The sequence below is a fragment of the Caldithrix sp. genome (genome assembly GCF_056497305.1).
Genome location: NZ_JBSMDE010000207.1, coordinates 1 through 3995 on the forward strand (window position 1 = coordinate 1; position 3995 = coordinate 3995).

Genomic DNA, 3995 nt, shown 5'->3' on the forward strand with positions numbered 1-3995 from the left:
CGAATGACGGCAAAAGCGCCAATCTTAACGTTGATGATCTGATTGCAGCGCAATATTCTGGCCTGGTTTCCGATCACTCCAATGCTCCTCTTTTGCCCTTCAACATATTGATCGATCATCTTTTGCAGGGCATCGATCAGTTGGGGGTCGTGGCGGTAGATCGTCTGTAAATAGGCGATCTGCGCGGAAAGCTGGTCAAAGATGATCAATTCGCGCCCTCCGCCTTCGTTCAATGCTTCAATTTGCACGCCATTGCCGAAAGTCGTTTGGCCCGTGGTGCTCAAAAGATGGATCTGTTCAATGGCCGCGCCGTCGCCAATGGCGTAATTTTTAATCAAACCAACATTATTTAAATAAACCTCATCGGCAATGACCGTAGAATCCAGCGTCACATGCTGCAGGCCGCATTTTTCCACGCGCCCGGGCTCAATCTCAATGAAGTCGCTTAATTTTCCCGACGGCAACTTTTCCCTTAAAAGTCACAAAGAGAATGCGGGCCAGATCCGTTTCGCGATGTATTAAAACAGCGGACCAGTCTTCCGCACGGCAACCCTGTTCTTTAAGCTGGTTTATTTCTGCCGGACTTAAGGTTTTAAACTCCATATAGCGCTCCTGAATTCTGGCTTAAATACCTGATTTACTTTTTACTGTTCCTTGCTGTAAAATTCCCCGGAACCCCCCGCAGTGAGTCCCGGGGCGTAGTTTTAATCAAGCTCTGGTAAACGGCTTAAGGCCTGCGCTTCGATATCTTTAAAATATTTAACGGTACCAACCTTCAACTCCATGGTCGATTCGTCATCGCAAACAATCATGGCTTTGCGGTGCAGTTGCAGCATGGAAACGGTCCACATGTGGTTGACGCCCTCTTCCACCACTTTTTGCAGGGCGCGCGCTTTATTGTAACCGCTGATAATAATGACCACTTCCCGGGCGTCCATAATCGTGCCCACGCCCACCGTCAGCGCCGTTTTGGGCACCTGATTGATGTCGTTATTGAAGAAGCGGGAATTGGCCAGACGCGTATCGTAGGTTAAGGTTTTAATGCGCGTGCGGGAAGTCAGTGACGATCCAGGTTCATTAAAAGCAATATGCCCGTCAGGGCCAATACCGCCTAAAAAGAGGTGAATGCCTCCCACATCTTTAATCTTCTGTTCATATTCATCGCATTCCTTTTGTAGATCCGGTGCATTGCCGTCCAGAATATTCACATTTTCCTTTTTAATATCGATATGACTGAAAAAGTTGCTCCACATGAAGTAGTGGTAACTTTCCGGATGGTCTTCCGGCAGACCGACATATTCGTCCATATTAAAAGTGATGACATTTTTGAAAGAGACTTTGCCCTGTTTGTACAGTTGAATCAACTCTTTGTAAGTTCCGAGCGGCGACGAACCGGTGGGCAAACCCAACACATAAGGCTTATCCGGTGTCGGATTGAACTGGTTGATTTTGCTGGCAATGTAATGGGCCACCCATTTACTGAGTGAATCGTAATCCTTGTGGATAAGAATACGCATGGCGGGCTCCTTTCTTCAAATTGGCCTTTGAATTACGGTTTTGACATTGGTTAATTTCCCGAACAAACTTTTTAGAAAGATAATAATTTTTTTCTCCATTTTAAAATTTTTTTTGATGATCTGCTTTTGATAGATCCAACATCCACAAAATTTAAAACAAAAACTACGGCTGCAGAGACAAAACATTTCATCAACTACAGTAATCAAAGCAAAGGCAGGCATGGGCAAAAGAGAAGATTTAATTTAAAATTTAAAATTACGAATTACGAATTGTTTTATTAAGGGGCAATCAGGTCCAGGCAGTGAAAGCCTGTGCCGGAATGTCATTTCGAATCCCACTTCAGCGGGACTTACATTTGCAGACAATTTACAGGCGCAACGTAACTCGAGCTTCAGCTCGAGATTAAGGAAAGGCGCCATTTAATATTTGCGATTTTTCAAGACTTTCTGAACTGAAAACAACAAATAGCTATTACAGGCCAGACGCCCAATGATCAACGCCAGAGCGGCTGCTACTGCGCCGATCCATTGCAGATGTTTCACAAAAATCAGTAAGGACACGGCGATTAAACTGACTTCAAGCAAAGTGCCCATGGTTATCGGCGTTGTGTGACGATGCGTGACCAGAATGGCTCGCTGAAAGGAGAGAACGACCGACATGGCCGGTAGCAAAATCAGAATGCGCACAGGCAAGCGGGCAAAATCAGTCAGTTCCTGGCTCAAACCAGACACCGTATGAAACCAGAAATCATGCAACAGGGTAAAGCCGATCAAACTCAAAGCGCCACTGACAAAGGCGATTAAAATCAGGGCAAATTGCAACAGAGGGCGAAAGCCTTCATTCTTTTCTCCTAAAAAGGTAATGCCCACCTCCTGAAAGGAGAGTCCGAAGCTGCGAAAGATAAAGATCAACGAATTAATAACCGGCAGCACGGCCAGGGACTCCAGAGCCATTCTGCTCTGCCCCAGGAAAAAAGTGATCATCGGTTGAACGGCCAGGGCGATCAGGGAGGTCAGGGCCAGCGGGTAATAGAATTTAACAATGCCCGGGTAGCTCAATGGACTTTCGGTTATGCTTTGCTTTTTAAGCTGTTGAACCACCTGCCAGGTCATCAGTCGGCTAGCCAGGGCTTCGATGGTCACGCCCGTACTCAGAGCCAGCGCTCCTACGTAAGCGCCAGGCCATTTTAGATAGAAGGCGCCGGTTAAACCGGCCGAGGCCATGGAAAGTAAACGAATGGCCGTGCCGTAAGCCACACGTCGTGTTAAATTGTGTCGAATTAACAGACCCTGATAAAATCGCCGATAGCCTATAGCCCCTGGCCAGGGCAGCAGAAGCCACAAGGCGCCATGTGTTAAATCCGCCACTCGCTGCGGCAATTCGATTAAATCCATGGCTAAAAAATAGAAAACATCAGGAATCAAAACGATGAGCATAAAGACGGTAATCAGCCCGTTAAGCCCGTATGTAAAACGTTTCAATTTCAAAAAGGAGAGCTGATCTTTGACCAGGGCAGTGGATGCGCTGAGCATCATGATGACCGGCGATTCGACAATAAGAGCAAAAGCGAAGGCTACGCCGTAAGCTGCCAGATTGTATTTGGGCTCCGGCAAGCGGGCGATAACGGCAGCGATAAAAGGTCCTTCAAAAGCCATCATCAACCAGGTGGCTGACAGCGGATACCAGAATACAAAAATCCGTTTCAGAGTCAAACGTGTTTCCATAAGGTTAAAAGTACAGAAAAATTCTATTTCAAACCAGAAGTTCTGAAGTTTTAAAAACAAAGAATTTCCAAAAAGGTTCTGTCCCTGGCCAGGAGCCTTTATACCCTGTTTTTACCTTGAAAATACGCTGCGGAAAATCGGTCGCATCAGACTTAAGTCCCTCAGTCGCCAATCTTTCATTAGGCCACCTCAGCAACAGTAGTTCTACATTCCTTTTCTCTCTTTACAGACTGATTCAACCGGCCTGCAGTTATGTGTTAAATATTTATTTGGTTTTTGATGGAAAGCACCTTATATTGAGACCAGTTATTCGTTAGACCAACCTGTGTTTGACTACGGAGAAGATTTTTTTCTTTCCTTTAAGTAAACCCCATGTTGGCAGTTTCGAATTTCTGAGTTAATTTTTTTATTTATTTTTTTAAGGAGTTTCATAGTGAATATCTATGTAGGGAACATTCCCAGAAACAGCGAAGAACAACCAATCAGAGAGTTGTTCGAAGCGTATGGCAGCGTATCAGAAGTTAAATTACTTCGTGATCGGTACACCGGTGAATTACGTGGCTTTGGTTTTGTCACCATGGAAAATGATGAGGAAGCGCAGAACGCCATCGACAACATCCACAATACGGAACTGGGTGGCCGCAACTTAGTGGTCAACAAAGCCCGTCCTCGTACTGAACGTTCGGATAACCGCGGTTTCGGGAATCGTAGTAACCGTTCCTGGTAAAAGCTGAAAAACATCAAAGCCCTGCT

5 protein-coding genes are annotated in these 3995 nt (G+C 45.6%); 1 reads left to right on the forward strand and 4 read right to left on the reverse strand.

The window, feature by feature from the left end; translation table 11 throughout:
• From ACWB0I_RS17160 to ACWB0I_RS17175, 4 genes are all read right to left on the reverse strand, one after another.
• Positions 1 to 464 (reverse strand): DUF4954 family protein (locus tag ACWB0I_RS17160; protein WP_479389313.1); only part of this gene is annotated, 464 nt, incomplete at its 3' end.
• On the reverse strand, positions 433 to 603 hold the full coding sequence (locus ACWB0I_RS17165) for a DUF4954 family protein (protein ID WP_479389314.1): 171 nt from the start codon (positions 601 to 603) through the stop codon (positions 433 to 435). The genes ACWB0I_RS17165 and ACWB0I_RS17160, both read right to left, overlap by 32 nt.
• Positions 604 to 704: 101 nt before the next feature.
• The gene (gene nagB / locus ACWB0I_RS17170) at positions 705 to 1517 is read right to left on the reverse strand and encodes a glucosamine-6-phosphate deaminase (RefSeq protein ID WP_479389315.1); all 813 of its coding nucleotides are present in this window, start codon (positions 1515 to 1517) and stop codon (positions 705 to 707) included.
• Between the two features lie 420 nt (positions 1518 to 1937).
• On the reverse strand, positions 1938 to 3302 hold the full coding sequence (locus ACWB0I_RS17175) for a hypothetical protein (RefSeq protein WP_479389316.1): 1365 nt from the start codon (positions 3300 to 3302) through the stop codon (positions 1938 to 1940).
• Positions 3303 to 3675: 373 nt separating this feature from the next.
• Between ACWB0I_RS17175 and ACWB0I_RS17180 the strand changes: the two genes are divergently transcribed.
• Entirely contained in the window at positions 3676 to 3969 is a 294-nt protein-coding gene (locus ACWB0I_RS17180) for an RNA recognition motif domain-containing protein (RefSeq protein WP_479389317.1), read from the forward strand.
• Positions 3970 to 3995: the final 26 nt, after the last annotated feature.

Coding starts and splice junctions, on each gene's coding strand:
- nagB (WP_479389315.1), bottom strand. CDS start 1,517: ATGCGTATTCTTATCCACAAGGATTACGATTCACTCAGTAAATGGGTG.
- ACWB0I_RS17165 (WP_479389314.1), bottom strand. CDS start 603: ATGGAGTTTAAAACCTTAAGTCCGGCAGAAATAAACCAGCTTAAAGAA.